Genomic DNA, 17,118 nt, shown 5'->3' with positions numbered 1-17,118 from the left:
CAGAACGCCGCAAGATCAAAAGCTATGTTTTGCCGCCTCCTCGCCCCGGTCGCCGGAGCGGTGTCACTGCCCCTTGCCGAGCACCATGGTGGAAGCGGTGCGCAGGATGATCCAGACATCGGTCTTGAACCAGTCCAGCGGGTCCAGCAGACGCATGGCATAGGCATGGTCGTAGGACACTTTCGACCGCACGTCCTCGATGGAGGCGTCATAGCCCTGGTTCACCTGGGCAAGGCCGGTGATGCCGGGCTTCAGGCCGAACATGCGCTCGGTATAGAAGGGAATCTCGGTTTCCAGCTTGGCGAAGAAGGCCGGCCGTTCCGGGCGCGGGCCGACGATCGACATCTCGCCCTTGAGCACATTGAGCGCCTGCGGCAGCTCGTCGATGCGGGTCTTGCGCATGAAGCGGCCGATCGGCGTGACGCGCGGATCGTTGGCGGTGGCCCAGACCGCGCCGGTGCGCGCCTCCGCGTCCACATACATGGTGCGGAACTTGTAGAGATAAAACAGATGGGTGCAGGTGGGCGTCGCCTGGCCCACGCGCAGCTGGCGATAGAGCACCGGGCCGCGCGAGGTGAGCTTGATCGCCAGCGCCACCGGCAGGAACGCCACCGCCAGGACGCACGTCGCGACAAGGCCCACGACGATATCGAACGCGCGTTTCCCCAGGCGCACCATGGGATGCGTAAAATCCGCGTCGAAACTCACGACTCCGTTCCCCCCGCCCGATGCCAGCGTCCCTTGTCCCGCCCGGCGATCTGGCGAATCCCTCCGACCAGCCCCGCCGCGTGCCCTTCCACGAAATAGGCCGCGAATCGCGCCGCGCGGGGAAGATTGCCGCGATGCGTCATGGCGACGCCGGCCAGCAGATAGAAGGCGATCTGCCCGCCAAGCAGCAGCTGGTACAGCCCAATGCCCTCGAAAGCGAGCACCAGATTGCTCAGCAACGCCACCACCAGCAACAGCGGCACCAATGCGCGCAGCGCCTTGCCCGAAAGGAAGACGAAGGCGAGGCCCGGCCGGCGCGGGTCTGCCAGGCGCCACAGGCGCAGGGCCTGCTGGACGTTGCCCGAGGAAATGCGCACGCGGCGGCGGAATTCCTGGCCCCGGCGGGTGCGCTCCTCCTCGGTGGCGACGATGTTCAGATCGTAGACCGCCCGCGCTCCGCCGGCGACGATTCCCATGGGCAGGAGCACGTCGTCATTGATCGTGTCCCCCGGCAGGGGCGTCCACAGGGCGCGGCGGAACAGATAGAAGGCGCCGTGCACGCCGAACGGCGCGCTCAAGGCGGCCTCGTCGGCCTTGATGGCGGTCTGGTACGCCCAATAGCCCGCTTCCCCCGCGCTGCCCGCCGCCTTCAGCGCGTAGGTGCCCGCCACCACTCCGACCTCGGTCCGCGAGAAATGCGCGGCTGCGCGCATCAGGGCATCGGCGGAGAGGGTCGCCGAGGCGTCGGACAACGCGACGATGCCATCGGAGATGGACCCGATCACCTCGTTCAGCACCGCGACCTTGCCGCGATTGACCGGGAAGGCGCGCACCTCCGCGCTCAGGCCCGCGCATTCGGGGGACGACAGCGCGGCGCGGGCGATCTCCGCCGTTCCGTCGGTGCAGCCGTCGCAGGCGACGATCACATGCAGGCGGTCGCGCGGATAGGCGAGGCGCGCACAATCGCGCAGCTTGAGCGCGATGAAGCCCGCCTCCTGATAGGCCGGAATGACAAAGGTGACGAACGGCAGCCCGGCGGCGGCGCCGAGCGGCGGAAGGGGCGGAACGGGCCGCAGGCGGGCCAGCAGCCGCAGGGCCACGGGGTAGACGGCATGGTGATAGACCACGCCCGCGACGCTCACCCAGAACAGGATCTGAAGCATCAGCACGGCGCGCGCCCTGCCATGAGATCCTGATAAGCCTCAATCATCCGCTCCCAGGAGAAATGGGCGCTCACGAAAGCGCGCGGCGCAACCGGCGCGGGAGCGGCCAGCGCGGCTCGGAGCGCCGCCGCGAGTGCCGACGGGTCCTCCGGCGGCACGAGCCGTCCGGAGGCGGGGCACACCGCCTCGCGCAGGGAGCCCACATCGCTCGCCACCACCGGAATATCGCACGCCTGCGCCTCGAGCACCGACAGCGGCAGGCCCTCGTTGCGGGAGGGCAGACAGAACAGGTCGAGGGCGGGCAGCACCTCGGGCATGTCGCCGCGATGACCGAGGAAATGGACCCGGTCCGCGATCCCGAGTTCGCCCGCAAGCTGGCGCAGAGCCTCCATGGCGCTGCCCTGGCCGATCAGGGCCAGCCGCGCCTCCGGCACCGCCACCATGGCGCGCAGCAGCACGTCATGGCCCTTCACCGGCTCCAGCCGCCCCGCCGACCCCACGAGCGCGCCCTCGGCCGGCAGGCCGAGACGGGCCCGTGCCGCCGCGCGCGGGCCGGGGCGAAAGCGCTCGGTGTCCACCGCATTGGAGATCACCCGCACCTGGGCGCCCGGCATCACGGTGCGTGACACTGCGGCCACGGCCTGCGACACCGCGACCACCTGCGGCCGCACGATGCGCGCCATGGCGGCCGTGAGGGTGCGCTGCTGCGGCGCGTCATAATGCCAGGAATCGTGCTCGACATAGGCAAGGACGGGGACCCCCGCCAACCGCGCGGCAAGGCCGCCGTAGATCAGCGGGCCGATATGATGGACGAGGACCGCACGCGGCTTCAACGCACGCAAACGCGCGGCGAGCGCGAACACCAGGCCGGGCCGCAGGCCGGGCGCCTTGGCGAGCCCCTCCACTGGACCGGCCTGCGCCAAGGCGGGCCAGGCGTCCACGAGGCTTTGGGTGGTACCGTCCAGGCTGAAAACGGGATTCGATCCGGGCAAGCGGCGCGCGAGCTCAAGGGCCAGCACTTCGATCCCGCCCGGAGCGAGGCACTGCACGATCTGCACCAGTGCGCCGGACACGAATCCCCCTGTCATCGGCCATTATTCACCACTCATTAAGGTAAATGGTTCCTTGTTGCGAGCGAGCGATGCTGCGACACAACATGCTCGATTCGCACGGCAGGGGACGGGGCGCGCCAACGCGCGCGCCGGCACGGCGAACCGGGCGTTCGTGGCACCGCTGAAGACCAACCGGGTGGGCAATCAATGTCAAAGTTGGTTCAGATCGTCGAGGACATGGACGCCGCGTCCATGGCTAAGCTTAAGCCTGTATTTGAAGAATTGGGAACCGCCAGTGACGACGTCACGCTCGATTTGAGCGCCGTGGATTTCATCGATTCCTCGGGCATCGGCGGTATCGTCTATCTCTACAAACGCCTGCGCGTCGCCGGCCGCACCTTGCGCCTGCGCGGCGCGAGCGGGCAGCCCATGCGGCTCATCAATCACCTGCGCCTCGCCGACCTGACGGAAGAGAGCTGCCCCTCATGAGGATTGCGCACGATCCGATCGTGCTGGTGATCGTCGCGGGCCTCCTCACATCGGCCTGCGACACGGTCACCCATGTGCCCTGGCCGCCCAAGGGCACCGGGGGCATGGCGGAACGCCGGCCCTCGGAGGATCCGCGAATCGACGCCTTGCAACGGCGGCTCATGGTGCTGACCGAACGCAACGCGCGCTATTACGCGGCGGCGGATTACGACGACGCGGAAATGATGCTCATCACCTTGCGCCGGCTCTCGGAGGGCGGCTTGCCGGAAGACGCGGAAATCCAGATGGCCCGCCTGAAGCGCAAGCTCGACCAGATCGAGCGCGCCCTCGCGAAGCCAAAGGACGAGCGGGCGCCGTGACATGCAAAGCCGCTGCGCGCCCCTCGCCGCTTCTGGTCCGCTCGCCTGGCTCTGTGCGGCGCTGATCGCGCTTGTGCTGGGCCTGTGCGGGCCGGCACGGGCGCAGACTGCCGGCGGCGGCCCGGGCGTGGGTGCGGGTGCGGGCGAGGAGGTTCGGCTGCGGATCGGCGATGTGCTCGCGATCGCCTTGCCGGGCGAACCCGCGCTCAACAAGGATCTGAACGTGGACCGGCGCGGCCGCGTCACCCTGCCGGAAGTCGGCGCGCTGGATGTCGCCGGCCGCACGCTGGCGGAGGCCACCACGCTGATCCGCACCACCCTGGCGCGCGCCTATCGCGATCTCGAGCGGCTCACCGTCTCCCTCAAGGACCGGCGCCTCTACATCACCGTGCTTGGCTATGTGGACAAGCCCGGCGAAGTGGACCTGCCGGGAGATTCCACTGTGCAACAGGCGATCGGCGCGGCCGGCGGGCTGCTGCAGGGCGCCCAGCTCGACCGCCTCCAGGTGCGCCGGGGCACCCGCACCACCGTGTTCAACTACAAGCGCTATCTCGACACGGGCGATACCAGCCTGCTGCCGCAATTGCAGCCGCTCGACATCATCTTCGTGCCCGCCTCGCCGGCCACCGGGAATGTGCAGATCAATTTCGACAGCCGCACCCTCGCCGAGCAGGGCGACGCCGCCGAATCCCCCTCCGCTGTGAAGGTGTTCGGCGAGGTGAGCCGGGCGGGCTCCTTCGCCTATAAGGAGGGGCTCAGCGTGGTCGACATGATCATGCGCGCCGGCGGCGTTACCCGCTTCTCCTCCATCGACCAGGTGCGCGTGATCGACGGCGGGGAACCGAAGATCTTCAACCTGCGCAAATATCTCGATACCGGCGACGCGAAGCTGATGCCGCCGCTGAAGCCCGGCGCCACCATCTTCATTCCCAAGCAGGAAGACGAGATCCGCCGCTCGGTGCGCACTGTCTATGTCATCGGCGAGGTCGCCCGGCCCGGATCGCTCGAAGCGCCGCCCGATGCGCGCCTGGTCGAAATCCTCGCCAATGCCGGCGGCCCGACCCGCTTCGCCGACACGACGCGGGTGAAGATTCTCAAGGCCGACGGCACGGTCCAGCAATTCAACCTGTTCGCCTATACCGAGGGCGACAAGAAGCCCTTGCCGGAGATCCTGCCGGGCGATGCGGTGTTCGTGCCGGAGAAGATCGAGGCCTCCGATCGCCCCTCATGGCTGAAGGTCCCGCCCAATCGGGCGGTCGAGGTGATCGGCGCCGTACACCGGACCGGGCGCTACGAATGGTCCGACGAAATGACCTTGCTGGACCTCCTGGGCGAAGCGGGCGGGCCGACCCAGAACGGCGACATCGCCCATTTGCAGATCCTGAAGACGCGCCAGGGCGGCAAGGCGCTCGCCTTCGATCTCGGCGCCTTCATCACCACGGGCGGCAAGATATCGGACCTGCCGAAGATCGAGGCCGGCGACGTGATCCGCGTGCCGCCGCTGCCCGATTCGCCCATCGACAACAAGGCCAAGTGGGTCCAGCTGGCCAAGGAAGATGCGATCTATGTGATGGGCCAGGTGGGCACCCCCGGCCGCTATGCCTTCAACAAGAACATGACCTTCATGGACATTCTCACCGCAGCCAACGGGCCCACTTCCAACGCGGACCTGCGCAACGTGCGGGTGTCGCACCGCAACCAGCCCGGCTCGAAGGTCACCCAGGTCAATCTGGCGCAATATTTCGCCACCGGGGACGAGAAACTGCTGCCGAAGGTGCGCACCGGCGACGTGATCTTCGTGCCCGACCGCAACAACAAGGACTGGTTCGACGATCCCGCCGAGAACACGGTGCGGGTGCTGGGCGCCGTGGGCAAGCCCGGCCGCTATCGCTTCGCCGCCAACATGACCCTGCTGGATCTTCTCGCGGAGGCCGGCGGCCCCACGGCGGATGCCTATCAGCAGCGCATCGTGGTGGTGAACCTTGGATGCTGCCGCGAGCAGGCCCGCGTGTTCGATCTGGTGGAATTCGCCCGCACCGGCGACATCACCATGCTGCCGGTGGTCGGCCCGGGGGATACCGTCTACGTGCCCAATTCCTCGCAGAGCGAGTGGAAGATTTTCGTCGATTCCATGCGCAACATCCTGCCGGTGATCTCGCTCATTCTCGCGATGGGAGGCTGACCATGAGGGGCCGCAGCCTGCGCGAGGTCGAATCCATCTACCTCTCCACCTTCGGACAGGGCGCCCGCGCCGTGGGCATCACCAGCGTCCACAGCGGCAGCGGGGTCTCGGCGCTCGCCGCCGCCCTGGCGGTGCGGTCCCAGCGCCAGAACCGCACCTTGCTCGTCGGCCTTGCGGACCCGACCGCCGCCGTGCCCGCGCAGGCGACCGTATGGACCCCGGCCGATCCCGACCTTCTCGCCTTCATCGACAATGATCCGCGCGGCTTCGATACGCTGATCGCGGCCCCGCTGCCCGAGGCCAGCTTCGCCTTCCGCAGCGCAGCCGCGATCCGCGCCATGGTCGATCTGTTGCTGGAATCCTACGACGCCATCGTGCTCGATCTCGCCGCGGTGGAACCGCGCGAGCGCGTCGCCGTGCCGGTGGCGAGCATCGCCGGCGCGTGCGACAGCCTTGTGGTGCTCTGCATGGCGGGACGCGATTCGCGCGCCGCCCTCGCCCGCGCCGCCGCCGCCTTGCGCAGCGCCAACGCGCCGCTGAGCGGCATCGTGATGAACGATCGCTTCAACCAGAGCGTGGCGGACGAAATCACCAGCGAGGCGCGCCGCTACCAGCGCTTTGCCCCGCGCCTGATCGCCAAGCTGATCGCGGCGGTGGGCCGCATCAAATTCCTCAACGTGAAGCCCTAGCGCCCGCTCACGTGGCGACGCCGGCGCCAAGGAAGAAATTCATGGCCAGGAACACGATCGGCGGCTGCACCGAGTGGTTGCCGTTGAACTCCACATATTGCACGTCGTAGCCGGCGGCCTGGAGCTTGGCGGCATTGGCGCGCCCGGCGGTGGCGATGGGCAATTGCTCGTCCTGGAGGCCGTGCGCGATGAACACGCGCGGCGCGCCCTCCTGCACGTGCACCGACATGAAGCCGGCCGAAAACGCGATGATATGGCTGACGATGTCGCCATTGGTCAGGCCGAGGGACAGGGCATAGCTGCCGCCATCGGAGAAGCCGGCGAACGCCAGATGGTCGCGGTCCACCACGAAATGGGCGGCCACCTCCGCCAGCGCCTTGTCGAGCCGCTCGCGGTCCGGGCCGTTCCCGGCGATCACGATGTCCCAGGTGGGAAACTGGGACTGGGGCGCCAGAAGCAGGAAGGAATGCATCTCCGCCTGGCTTTCCAGCACCGGCAGGATCTTCTCCGCGCTGCCGCCGCCGCCATGAAACAGCACCACGAGCGGTGCCGGCCGGGTCGGATCGAGCCGCGACGGCACGAACAGCACGGCGTCGCGCTCCGGCGCGATGCCGAGCGCATTGCGGCCGGCGGGAAGCGGCGGCTTGCTGGGGGCGGCGGGCGTGAAGGTGAGGCGGCCGGCGAGGAAGGGGTCGATCATGATCCCACCTTAGTCAAATGGGGTAGGCGGACAAGACCGCCGGCCTGGTGTGTCCCCGGCCGCGCGAAGCCGCATCGCGGTCCTGCCCTCCTGGCGGTCGCCAGAGGAGTTATCGCGGCGCGATCCTCGCTCAAGCGGAAACGACGCGCTCAGCGGCCTTCCAGCATGTCGCGCGCCTCGCCGACCGCCTTCAGGCACTTGGCTTCATCGCCGGCCGCCTGGAAATTCTGGGCGGCATTGAGCGCGGCGGCGGGGCCCACCGGCGGCGGCAGGTTGCCGGTGGCGGCAGCGACCGAACCCGGGGTCGGCTGCTGGTCGAGCTGGGCACCGACGCTCTGGGGCTCGGGGCGCGGCGCCGCCGGCTTGCCCTGCACCGCATCCACCCGCTTCTGAAGGGCGACGATCTGCTCCAGGCAGCTCTCCGCGTGCGCAGGCGCCAGCGGAACCGCCACGGCGGCCAGGAGGCCGGCCGCCAGAACGGAGGCGACGACAGTGCGGGCGAATGCGGGTTTGGCGGTCATGGCGGCTCCATCTGCGCGGCCCGTGCAGCCGCTCTCGGCGCGGCTCCGGGGTGATTTGCGGCGGAGTGTGTCCATGTCCGACGACGGGGGCAAGACCATGCTGTGGACGAACAGCGCGCGTCCTCCCTTCGCTTTCCGCATGGCTCGCGGCCCCTGTCGGGACCGCCGCCTCACACCGGCCAGGCCTCCAGGCGATAGGCGGAATCCCAGAACATCCATTCGAGCTGAGTGGCACGGGCGAATGCGTCGAACATGCGCGCCCGGGTGCCGGCGGAAGCCTGCTCGGCGGCTTCGTCCGTGGCGGCGATCACCTCGCGCACGGCGGCGTGGAACTCCTCGCCGGCATAGGTATCGATCCAGGCCTGGTAGGGATTGCCGGGGGCGGCACGGGCGAGAATGTCGCGTCCCACCTCGGCATAGATCCAGAAGCACGGCAGCAACGCCCCGAGCACCACCTCGTAGGGCTCGCCATGGGCCGTCGCCAGGAGGAAGGACACATAATGGTGGCAGGCGGGGGAGAGGGGCGTGTGCGCGAAGGCCGCCGGCCCGATGCCGAACTGCAGGAAGAACGAGCCGTGCAATTCACGCTCGACGATGATCGCGACCTCGGCCCCCTTGGCGAACTGCACGATCCGGTCCGGGGTCGGCGCCTTGGCGGCGGCCAGCGCAAGGGCACGGCCGAAGCCGATCAGGTAATGGGCATCCTGCACGATGTAGTGTTTGAACCGCGCCTCCTCCAGCGTTCCCGCCGCCAGCTCGGCATTGAAGGGCATGGCGCGGATGGCGTCGTAAAGCGGGGCGTTCGCGTCCCACGCCTTGCGGGAGAAGCGAGTGTCGTTGCGAGCCTGAGAGGTCATCGAGGCGTCCGGGAGGGGCGCGCCTGAGGCGCACGCGAAGGCAGAAGGGGGCATATTAGCCGATCCGCCGGCGGCGGCGCCAGGGTATCGCCGGGGTCGCTGCCCGCGCGACGCCAATCCTGGGCGGTGCTATATAGGGTCGCACGAATGAACCCGCGCTTCGCTTTTTGCGCCCGCAGGCCACGAAGATCCAGATGCCATCCGAGCCCCATACGCTTTTCGCCCTGCTTGTGCTGACGGCCGCCATCGGCGCCGGGCTGCAGCTCTGGGCGTGGTCCCAGGCGCGCGGCGAGCGCCTGCTGCTGTGGGGCGGCATCGCCTACGCCATCATCACCTTGGGCATCGTCCTCAACGCCGCGCGCGAGGCCTTGCCGGCGATGTTCTCGCAGGTGCTCGGGACCGGCCTCGTCATTTATGGGGGCGGCCTCATCTATGCCGCCGCGCGTGCCTTCAACGGCCGGCAGATGGAGCCGCTGGTGGCGGTGGCCGGCGCGGTGCTGTGGCTGGTGGCGTGCCAGTTCCCGGATTTCTACAGCAACACGGCCGGCCGCATCACCGTCGCCTCGGTCCTGCTGGCGGGCTATTGCGCGGCAGCGGCGCGCGAATTCCTGCGGGCCCACGGCCTGCCGAGCCGCATTCCTCTCGCCATCTTGATGATCGTGCACGGCATCGGCCTGCTGTTGCGCATCCCGCTGGCGCTCATGCAGCCGCAGGGCCCGATCTTCATGTTCGCAAATCCGTGGTTCATCCCGATTGCGCTTGAAAATGTGGTGATGCTGCAATTGTTCGCCTTTCTCCTGGTGACCCTGACCAAGGAGAAGATCGCCGCCCACCTGCGGCTCGCGGCGGATACCGATGCCCTGACCGGCCTTCCCAACCGGCGCGCCCTGTTCGTCCATGCGGTGGCCGCCCTGGCGCGCGATGCGCGGCGCGCCCGGCCGAGCGCGGTCATCGTGTTCGATCTCGACCGCTTCAAATTCATCAACGACACCTACGGCCACCCGGTGGGCGACGCTGTGCTGCTGGCGTTCGCCAGCGCCGCCACGACGCAATTGCGCGCCGGTGACATGGCCGGGCGCATCGGCGGCGAGGAATTCGCGGTGGTGCTGCCGGAGACCGACGGCCAGCAGGCGGCCATCGCCGCGCGGCGCATCATGGTCACCTTCACGCATCTGTCCGGCATGGTGGAAGGCTGCGAGAGCATGTGCACCGCTTCGGCCGGCATCGCCGCGACGCGGCCCGGCACCACCGCCAGCATGGACGTGCTGATCCAGGCGGCGGACCGCGCGCTGTATGACGCCAAGCGGGAAGGACTCAATCGCCTGAGCGTCGCGCCGCCGATCGAAACGCCGACGCTTCTCACGTCGGGCTGAACCGATGAGCAAATTCGCGGCGCCGTGAAGCCGGCATATGGAATGGAAAGGCCTTGAGGAGAATGAGGGAGGAGAGCGGGGGCGGTGCTCTCCTCCCTCGACGTCAGCCATGCCCGGGTTGCGGCTCCGGACGTGACCGAACGGTTCGGTCAAGACAATCCCTGTGTAGCCGAGCTTTTTCAAGCGCGCAAGTGGAACTGAACGGTTCGGTCAATATTTAACCATTGTGAGCGTCCAGACAATTGACGCGGCCGCCCTTTCAGCCAAGGGTAATGCAACAACGCCAGCCCCTTGGGCGCCGTGGCCGAGTGTGGAGAACAAATTTTGTCGGTTGTGGAAACCAGGGAAGCAGTGGCGGGCCAGGACCCGGAGAAGCGCAGGCAGATCCTGGCCGGTGCGCGGCAGGTGTTTCTGGACCAGGGCTTCGACGCCGCCAGCATGGGCGAGATCGCGCGCGCGGCGGGCGTCTCCAAAGGCACGCTCTATGTGTATTTCCACGACAAGGTCGATCTCTTCGCCAGCCTCGTGAGCTGCGAATGCGCGGAGACCGCCGAGCGCCTGTTCGTGCTCGATGCCGCAGAGCCGGACCTTGAGGCGGCGCTGACCAAGCTCGGCATCTCCTTTATCGAGGCGATGCTGCGCCCCTGCCACGTGGCGACCGTGCGCAGTGTGATCGCCATTGCCGAGAAATTCCCTGCCATCGGCATGCGCTTTCTGGAAGCGGGGCCAAACTCCGGCACCCGCCGCCTGTCGGCCTTTCTCCAGGCGAAAGTCGACCAGGGCGTGCTCGACATCGACGACACGGACGCGGCGGCCAGCCAGTTCCTCTCCCTCTCCAAGGACACCATCCTCGCCCCGGTGCTGTTCGGAGCGGCGGCCACCATCCAGCGCGATCAGATCGAAGCGGTGGTCGGCCGCGCGGTGCGCATGTTCATGAGCGCCTACGGCGTCAAGCGCTGAACGCGGTCACGCGCGCCAGAACGGCTTCTCCGCCTCGCGCCGCGCCGCATCGCGGCTGATTCCCGCGTCGCGCATCTGGTCGTCGTCCAGATCCGCCAGTTCGCGCCGTTCGCGCGCCCGGCGCAGCCACACCTTCAACACTCCCAGGAGCTGCGCGAGACGGCTGTCGGGCACCGGCGCGGCGGCGCCGCGCACGGTGCCGCGCGCCACCCGGCCCCGCGCTGACGCTTGAGCACCCTGCGCGCGCCCCAGGGCGGGAAGCGCCGACCGACCGCGCTTTTCGGTCGGAGTAATCTGGCGAGTGAGCGATGTCATGGTAAGATCCTCATGAATTGCTCGCATTCATTGCGCCGATGTAATATCGGTGCAATTGTTATATTGCCCTCGGATCAATAATGCCTGCACCTGACTATCGCGCCCTCGCCGACATGCTCGCCGCCGATATCGCGTCCGGTCGCCTAGCCGCCGGTAGCCGGCTGCCGACCCAGCGCGACTTCGCCTATACCGTCGGCATCGCCCCTTCGACCGCCAGCCGGGTCTATGCCGAGCTGGTACGGCGGGGATTGATTTCCGGCGAGGTGGGGCGCGGCAGTTACGTGCGCACCTTGCCCACGCCGAGCAGCGGCGGGCTCGGGGAACCGGCGCAGGCGTCGGTGGATCTTCAGCTCAATTTTCCCATGCTCCCGAACCAGGATGCGGAGTTGGAACAGATCCTGGCGGGGTTTGCCCGGCAGGGCGGGCTTTCGGCGGCGTTCCGCCCCACTGGGGCCGCAGGGACGCGCGCGGCCCGCAACGCGACCGCTGACTTTCTGGCCCGCCCCGGCTGGCGGCCCGATCCGGCCGGCATCCTGTTCACCAGCAACGGGCGGCAGGCGATCGCCGCGAGTTTCGCCGCCCTCGCCCCGCCGGGCGAGCGCATCGGCGTCGAGGCCATGACCTATCCGGCCGTGAAATGGATCGCCGCGCGCCTCGGCATCACGCTGGTGCCGCTCGCCATGGATGAGAAGGGCCTCAAGCCCGACGCCATCGCCCGCGCCCACCGCGCGGCGCCGTTGCGCGGCGTCTATGTGCAGCCGAGCCTCCATAATCCGCTCGGCGTCTCCATGGACGCGGCGCGACGCGCGGAATTCGCCGATCTGCTGCAAAGCGAAGGGCTGATGGCGGTGGAAGACGTGATCTACGGCTTCCTGTGCGACGACGCGCCCTTGAGCGCGCGCGCGCCGGACCATGTGCTGCTGGTGGACAGCCTCTCCAAGCAGGTCGCGCCGGGGCTCACCCTCGGCTTCATCGCCGCGCCGCCGGCCTGGAGCGAGCGGCTGGTCGCGGCGGTGCGCGCCGGCGCCTGGGCCGTCACCGGCCTGTCCCTGGCCCAGGGGCTGCACATCATGGCCGAAGGCGTGGTCGCCCGGCTCGTGGCCGCCAAGCGCGCGGACGGGCAAGCGCGGCAGGCGATCGTGCGCGGCGTATTCGACGGCCCCATGCTCAAGGCGGACCCTCGCGCGTATCACGCCTGGCTGGAACTGCCCGAAACCTGGCGCGCGGAGGCCTTTGCCGGCGCCGCCGCCCGCCAGGGCATCGCCATCACCCCGTCCAGCGCCTTCGCCGTGACCCCCGGCCATGCGCCGAACGCGCTGCGGCTCGCCTTGTCTCCGCCCTCACACGCCGTTCTGCGCGAGGCGCTGCTGGCGCTGCGCCGGCTGATGGAGGGCGGCCCGGTGGAAAGCGAGGTGGAATAGGACGCCTATTCCGCCGCCGCCTTCATCTGCGGAATCTCGCCCAGCGAGACCCCGTTCATCTCGGCCACCACGTCGGAAATCTGCGGCACGTTCCAATCGCCCCGGCCCAGCCCCTCGGCGGCGGCATAGACGTTCTTGATGGTCGCGCCGATGAAATTGGCCGCCCCGGTCGCGGAAGCGAGATTGTTCACATAGCGCATGTCCTTGTGGGCATTGGACAAAGTGAACTTGTGGGCGTTCACGTCGCGCTCCAGCACATATTTGAAATAGGTCTGGTAGAAGCCGCAGTCCATGCGCGAGCCACGGATGACACTGTCGAAGGTCTGTGGCGAGACGCCCACCTTGCCGGCGAGCGCGAGCGCCTCGGCATAGAGCGCGCCATAGCCGAGCGAGAGGAAATTGTTGAGCAGCTTCATGGTGTGGCCGGCGCCGGGCGCGCCCACATGATTGATCCGCGCCGAGATCGCCTCCAGCGCCGGCTTCACCGTGGCAAAGGCCGCGTCTTCGGCGCCGACGATGGCGATGAGCGTACCCTCGGCCGCATTGGCGGGGGTGCCGCCGAGCGGGGAATCCACCAGAGCGATGCCCTTTTCCTTCAGCTCGGCATGCAGCGCCATGGTGAGCGCCGGCTCGGAGGTGGAGGTGTCCACAAGATGCAGCCCCGGCCGCGCGCCTTCCAGGATACCGCCCGGTCCGCGCACCACCGCTTCCACCTGGGGCGCGCCGGTGACGCAGAGGAAGATGATGTCGCAGGCGCGCGCGAGATCGGCCGCGCTCTTGGCCTCTGCGGCGCCACGCGCCAGAAGGTCTTCCACCGGCGCGCGGTTGCGATGCGCGAGGACGGTGAGGGGAAAACCCTTTTCCAGCAGGTTCTTCGCCATGCCATGGCCCATGAGGCCGACGCCAATGAAGCCGATGCGCGCTTTTTCCATTTCCGTTCCCTCCGAGTGACTTTGTCTTTTGGTCGCGGGGCTTAAATCGTTTAGCATGGATGAAGTGAGCAAGCGAAGCGTCTAAGACTTGGCAGCACGGAGGGATCATGGACGATACGGAAACGGCCAGCCTGGGCAGGGTCACGCTGCAACGCCTGGCTTCGGAACTGGGACTGTCCACGGCCACGATCTCGCTCGCGCTGCGCGACAGCCCGGTGGTGGCGCAGGCCACCCGCCAGCGGGTCCAGGAGATGGCGCGCGAGCGCGGCTATGTGGCCAATCGCGGCGCCGCCTCCCTGCGCACCGCCCGCACCAATATCATCGGTGTCGGCCTGCACGATATCGTCAATCCTTCCTTCACCGAGCTGCTCGCGGCGCTTGAAGATGCGCTGAGCGGCGCCGGCAAGACCATTCTGCTGGGCGTGAGCCAGGAAGACGTGGTGCGCCAGGCCCGCACCCTCGGCACGCTCGCCGAATACCGGCCGGACGCCTTCATCATCTCCCCCGCCGTGGACAGCACCGTCGCCGACCTGCGGGCGCTGGCCATCAGCGGCATCGCCGTGGTGCAGGTGACGCGCGAGGTGGAGGGATCGGGCTTCGATTTCGCCGGCTCCGACGATCAGGTCGGTGTCAGCCTGGGCGTCGCCCATCTGGTGGCGCTCGGCCACCGCCGCATCGGCATGATCGGCGGCCTGCAGGGAACCTCCACCGGGCGCAAGCGGCTCGCCGGCTACAAGGCCGGGCTCGCGCAGGCGGGGCTGCCGTTCGAGCCGGAGCTGCATGTGCCCGGCCCCGGGCTGCGCGAATATGGCCGCGAGGGCGTCGCGCGCCTGCTGGCGCTGGAACATCCACCGACCGCCGCGGTTTGCTTCAACGATCTGTGCGCCTTCGGGGCGGTCATGGGCGTGCAGGCGGCGGGGCTGGAGGTGGGCGCGGATTTCTCCATCGTCGGCTATGACGACATCGGCGAAGCGGCGCTCTGGCACCCGGCACTGACCACCGTCTACACCCGCATTCCCGAATATGGCCGGGCCGCCGCCGGCCTCGCGCTGTCGCGCATCGCCGCCCCCACCCGCCCGGTAGAGCGCGTGGTGCTGGAGCCGAAGCTGGTGGTGCGCGCCTCCGCCGGTCCCCCGCCGGCCCGTCCCGCACGCTGAGATGCCGGACATCGTCACGATCACCGATGCGCAGGACCCGCGCGTCGCGGATTTCCTCGCCGTGCGCGAGCGCGACCTGATCGGCCGGAAGAACCGCTTCATCGCCGAGGGTGAGGTGGTGCTGCGCCTGCTGGCGCCGCGCGCCGACCATCGCATCGCGGCGCTGCTGCTCTCGGCCGCCAGCGCCGCGCGCCTCGCGGACGTGATCGAGCGACTCTCGGACGAGGTGCAGGTGCATGTGGCGGCGCAGGCGGTGATGGACGCCATCGTCGGCTTCCATATCCATCGCGGCATCCTCGCCCTCGTGGAACCGCCGCCGCTCCCCGATCCGGCCGACTTGCTCGCGTCCCTGCCGGCACGCGCCCTGGTGGTGGGGCTGGTGGGCATCTCCAACCATGACAATATGGGCGGCATCTTCCGCAACGCCGCCGCCTTCGGCGCGAGCGCCGTGCTGCTGGACGCGGGGAGCTGCGACCCGCTCTATCGCAAGGCGATCCGGGTTTCCGTGGGCGCGAGCCTGATCGTGCCCTATGCGCGGGTCGCCAGCGGCGGCGCGATGCTGGAGGCGCTGGAACAGGCCGGCTTCGAGATCGTCTCGCTCAGCCCGTCCGGGGCAAGCCCTCTGTCCCGCCTGGAACGCGGCGCGCGCGTGGCCGCGCTGTTCGGCACCGAGGGGCCCGGCCTGCCCGGCGACCTGCTCGCGCGCACCCGCACTGTTTCCATTCCCATGGCGCCGGGTTTCGACAGCCTGAACGTGGCCACTACCAGCGGCATCGTGCTCCACCACCTCGCCGGCGGGACCGGGGCAAGCTGAGCGCGCCACGCGCCGATGCGCGCCCGGCCCTGCTTGGCACACATGGACGTTGTGTTGCGTCGCAATTGCACACTGGCGGCGGCGACCTATACTAAAGGGGCGTGGTCGCGCAGGGTCCGGCCATGCGCCAGTCCTTCTGCCGGTGACACCGCCCCATGAATTTGCCCCCTAGCCTCCTCGACCACATCGGCGATATCGGCGCGGACCCCGCCTCCACGCGCGTGGTGGTGGCCATGTCCGGCGGCGTCGATTCCTCCGTGGTGGCGGGGCTGCTGGCGCACGCCGGCTATGACGTGGTGGGCGTGACGCTGCAATTGTACGACCAGGGCGCCGCCGCCCTGCGCAAGGGCGCCTGCTGCGCCGGGCAGGACATTTACGACGCCCGCACCGTGGCGGAAAAGCTCGGCATTCCCCATTACGTGCTCGATTATGAAAGCCGCTTCCGCGAGGAAGTGATCGAGCGCTTTGCCGACAGCTATGCCTCCGGCGTCACCCCCATTCCGTGCGTGGACTGCAACCGCACGGTCAAGTTCCGCGACTTGCTGGCCACCGCCGAGGATCTCGGCGCCAGCGTGCTCGCCACCGGCCATTACGTCTCCAGCCGCGCCTTGGCGGACGGCCGCCGCGCGCTCTTTCGCGCCGCCGAGGACAATCGCGACCAGAGCTATTTCCTCTATGCGACCACCCAGGCGCAGTTGGCGCGGCTGCGCTTTCCGCTCGGCCACCTGAAGAAGAGCGAAGTGCGCGCGCTCGCCGCCGAGCTGGGGCTGGTGGTGGCGGACAAGCCGGACAGCCAGGACATCTGCTTCGTGCCCGGCGGCGATTATGCCGAAGTGGTGCAGCGCCTGCGGCCCGAAGCGGGCGATCCCGGCGACATCGTGCATCTGGACGGGCGCCTGCTCGGCCGCCATCGCGGCGTGATGCATTACACCATCGGCCAGCGCAAGGGCCTCGGCATCTCCACGCCCGAACCGCTGTACGTGATCGGCATCGACGCCGCGCGGCGCGAGGTCAAGGTCGGCCCGCGCGAGGCGCTCGCGGTGCACGCCATCCGCATCGCCGACGTGAACTGGCTGGGCGACGAGCCGTTCGCGGAGGCCTGCGCGGCCGGCCGCGAGGTGTTCGTGAAGGTGCGCTCCACCCGCGCCCCCGCACCGGGCCGGCTGGGGCTCGACGCGCAGGGGCACCCGCTGGTGCAATTGCATCTCGGCGAAGAAGGCGTTGCACCGGGGCAGGCTTGCGTGCTCTACGATGCACCCGACGGCGGTGCCCGCCTTCTGGGCGGCGGCACCATTCTGCGCACCCGCTCGGCGGTGCGCGACGCGATGCAGGCGCAGGTGGCCTGAGGGAACGAAACTTTCGCGGCGCACGTGCCGCATGACAAGACGTCCCGGCGGGGCGACCGCCGGGATGCACAGGCTGGGGC

18 protein-coding genes are annotated in these 17,118 nt (G+C 68.8%); 10 read left to right on the top strand and 8 right to left on the bottom strand.

Going from position 1 to position 17,118, the window contains the following annotated elements; genetic code table 11:
* Positions 1–63 precede the first annotated feature (63 nt).
* The 3 genes from V5F68_RS22320 to V5F68_RS22310 are packed head-to-tail and all read right to left on the bottom strand — an operon-like array spanning position 64 to position 2,959.
* Positions 64–708, bottom strand: coding sequence for a sugar transferase (locus tag V5F68_RS22320; protein ID WP_394015216.1), 645 nt, complete (start codon positions 706–708; stop codon positions 64–66).
* Positions 705–1,871, bottom strand: coding sequence for a glycosyltransferase family 2 protein (locus V5F68_RS22315; protein ID WP_394015530.1), 1,167 nt, complete (start codon positions 1,869–1,871; stop codon positions 705–707). The genes V5F68_RS22320 and V5F68_RS22315 overlap by 4 nt, the downstream gene beginning before the upstream one ends.
* Entirely contained in the window at positions 1,871–2,959 is a 1,089-nt protein-coding gene (locus V5F68_RS22310) for a glycosyltransferase (protein WP_394015217.1), read from the bottom strand. Before V5F68_RS22310 ends, V5F68_RS22315 begins: the two co-directional genes overlap by 1 nt.
* Before the next feature lie 171 nt (positions 2,960–3,130).
* Between V5F68_RS22310 and V5F68_RS22305 the strand changes: the two genes are divergently transcribed.
* The 4 genes from V5F68_RS22305 to V5F68_RS22290 are packed head-to-tail and all read left to right on the top strand — an operon-like array spanning position 3,131 to position 6,642.
* Positions 3,131–3,412, top strand: a complete 282-nt coding sequence (locus V5F68_RS22305; RefSeq protein ID WP_348845538.1) for an STAS domain-containing protein — start codon at positions 3,131–3,133, stop codon at positions 3,410–3,412.
* A complete protein-coding gene (locus V5F68_RS22300) occupies positions 3,409–3,771 on the top strand; it encodes a hypothetical protein (protein ID WP_348845539.1) in 363 nt (120 codons plus the stop codon). The genes V5F68_RS22305 and V5F68_RS22300 overlap by 4 nt, the downstream gene beginning before the upstream one ends.
* A gap of 1 nt (position 3,772) precedes the next feature.
* On the top strand, positions 3,773–5,953 hold the full coding sequence (locus tag V5F68_RS22295) for an SLBB domain-containing protein (protein ID WP_394015218.1): 2,181 nt from the start codon (positions 3,773–3,775) through the stop codon (positions 5,951–5,953).
* Positions 5,954–5,955: 2 nt separating this feature from the next.
* On the top strand, positions 5,956–6,642 hold the full coding sequence (locus V5F68_RS22290; RefSeq protein ID WP_394015219.1) for a P-loop NTPase family protein: 687 nt from the start codon (positions 5,956–5,958) through the stop codon (positions 6,640–6,642).
* Between the two features lie 7 nt (positions 6,643–6,649).
* Here the strand turns inward: V5F68_RS22290 and V5F68_RS22285 are convergent, their stop codons facing one another.
* The 3 genes from V5F68_RS22285 to V5F68_RS22275 form a co-directional block, all read right to left on the bottom strand.
* Positions 6,650–7,342, bottom strand: a complete 693-nt coding sequence (locus V5F68_RS22285; RefSeq protein WP_394015220.1) for an alpha/beta hydrolase — start codon at positions 7,340–7,342, stop codon at positions 6,650–6,652.
* 149 nt (positions 7,343–7,491) lie between these two features.
* Positions 7,492–7,863: a hypothetical protein gene (locus tag V5F68_RS22280; RefSeq protein WP_394015221.1), complete on the bottom strand. Its 372-nt coding sequence runs from the start codon at positions 7,861–7,863 to the stop codon at positions 7,492–7,494.
* Between the two features lie 170 nt (positions 7,864–8,033).
* Positions 8,034–8,720 carry a TenA family protein gene (locus V5F68_RS22275; protein ID WP_394015222.1) on the bottom strand — a complete coding sequence of 229 codons (687 nt, stop codon included), beginning with the start codon at positions 8,718–8,720 and terminating at the stop codon, positions 8,034–8,036.
* Positions 8,721–8,914: 194 nt separating this feature from the next.
* On the opposite strand from V5F68_RS22275, the gene V5F68_RS22270 reads away from it, so the two are divergent.
* Together V5F68_RS22270 and V5F68_RS22265 are read left to right on the top strand one after the other, a co-directional pair.
* Positions 8,915–10,093 carry a GGDEF domain-containing protein gene (locus V5F68_RS22270; protein ID WP_394015223.1) on the top strand — a complete coding sequence of 393 codons (1,179 nt, stop codon included), beginning with the start codon at positions 8,915–8,917 and terminating at the stop codon, positions 10,091–10,093.
* A gap of 351 nt (positions 10,094–10,444) precedes the next feature.
* Positions 10,445–11,053 carry a TetR/AcrR family transcriptional regulator gene (locus V5F68_RS22265; protein WP_394015224.1) on the top strand — a complete coding sequence of 203 codons (609 nt, stop codon included), beginning with the start codon at positions 10,445–10,447 and terminating at the stop codon, positions 11,051–11,053.
* 6 nt (positions 11,054–11,059) lie between these two features.
* Here the strand turns inward: V5F68_RS22265 and V5F68_RS22260 are convergent, their stop codons facing one another.
* On the bottom strand, positions 11,060–11,368 hold the full coding sequence (locus V5F68_RS22260) for a DUF1127 domain-containing protein (protein ID WP_394015225.1): 309 nt from the start codon (positions 11,366–11,368) through the stop codon (positions 11,060–11,062).
* 80 nt (positions 11,369–11,448) lie between these two features.
* Between V5F68_RS22260 and V5F68_RS22255 the strand changes: the two genes are divergently transcribed.
* Positions 11,449–12,789, top strand: a complete 1,341-nt coding sequence (locus V5F68_RS22255; protein WP_394015226.1) for an aminotransferase-like domain-containing protein — start codon at positions 11,449–11,451, stop codon at positions 12,787–12,789.
* A gap of 5 nt (positions 12,790–12,794) precedes the next feature.
* On the opposite strand, the gene V5F68_RS22250 is transcribed toward V5F68_RS22255, so the two are convergent.
* Complete coding sequence (locus tag V5F68_RS22250) at positions 12,795–13,778, bottom strand: NAD(P)-dependent oxidoreductase (protein WP_394015227.1); 984 nt, start codon at positions 13,776–13,778, stop codon at positions 12,795–12,797.
* Positions 13,779–13,828: 50 nt separating this feature from the next.
* Between V5F68_RS22250 and V5F68_RS22245 the strand changes: the two genes are divergently transcribed.
* The 3 genes from V5F68_RS22245 to mnmA all read left to right on the top strand — a co-directional run bounded on the left by V5F68_RS22245 (position 13,829) and on the right by mnmA (position 17,038).
* Entirely contained in the window at positions 13,829–14,878 is a 1,050-nt protein-coding gene (locus V5F68_RS22245; RefSeq protein WP_394015228.1) for a LacI family DNA-binding transcriptional regulator, read from the top strand.
* Position 14,879: 1 nt separating this feature from the next.
* Positions 14,880–15,692, top strand: a complete 813-nt coding sequence (locus V5F68_RS22240) for a TrmH family RNA methyltransferase (protein WP_394015229.1) — start codon at positions 14,880–14,882, stop codon at positions 15,690–15,692.
* 155 nt (positions 15,693–15,847) lie between these two features.
* On the top strand, positions 15,848–17,038 hold the full coding sequence (mnmA, locus tag V5F68_RS22235) for a tRNA 2-thiouridine(34) synthase MnmA (protein ID WP_394015230.1): 1,191 nt from the start codon (positions 15,848–15,850) through the stop codon (positions 17,036–17,038).
* The last annotated feature ends 80 nt before the right edge of the window (positions 17,039–17,118 follow it).

The organism is Roseixanthobacter pseudopolyaromaticivorans, from assembly GCF_043195145.2.
In the GTDB taxonomy this organism is placed as follows: domain Bacteria; phylum Pseudomonadota; class Alphaproteobacteria; order Rhizobiales; family Xanthobacteraceae; genus NCEH01.
Note: the sequence above shows the minus strand (reverse complement) of the source record. Positions and strands in the feature narration are given on the sequence as shown.